We start from the raw sequence: 500 nt of genomic DNA on the forward strand, positions 1-500 counted from the left end.
GCTCGGCACCCGGTTCCTGCCCGCGACGAAGGCCATGCCCAAGGAGATGCTGCCGGTCGTGGACCGCCCGGCCATCCAGTACGTGGTCCAGGAGGCGGTCGACGCCGGGCTCCAGGACGTCCTGATGATCACCGGTCGCTCGAAGCGGGCGCTGGAGGACCACTTCGACCGCGTGCCGGCCCTGGAGCACCAGCTGGAGGAGTCGGGCAAGACCGAGCTGCTGCGGGAGGTCGAGCACGCCTCCGAGCTCGGCGAGATCCACTACCTGCGCCAGGCCGACCCCAAGGGCCTGGGGCACGCGGTGCTGCGGGCGAAGATCCACATCGGCGACGAGCCCTTCGCGGTGCTGCTGGGCGATGACCTGATCGACGCCCGCGACGAGCTGCTGACCGAGATGATCGCCGTGCAGGAGCGCACCGGTGGTTCCGTCGTGGCGCTCATGGAGGTCGAGCCGGAGCAGATCAGCGCCTACGGCTGCGCCGACGTCACGGCGGTGGCCG

1 protein-coding gene is annotated in these 500 nt (G+C 70.8%); it reads left to right on the forward strand.

What is annotated here, in order from left to right; all coding sequences use genetic code 11:
• Positions 1-500, forward strand: a 500-nt coding sequence (locus tag ABD220_RS17930) for a UTP--glucose-1-phosphate uridylyltransferase (protein WP_344124856.1), incomplete at both ends; no start/stop codon positions are given.

It is taken from the genome of Kocuria aegyptia, assembly GCF_039530085.1.
Taxonomy (GTDB): domain Bacteria; phylum Actinomycetota; class Actinomycetes; order Actinomycetales; family Micrococcaceae; genus Kocuria; species Kocuria aegyptia.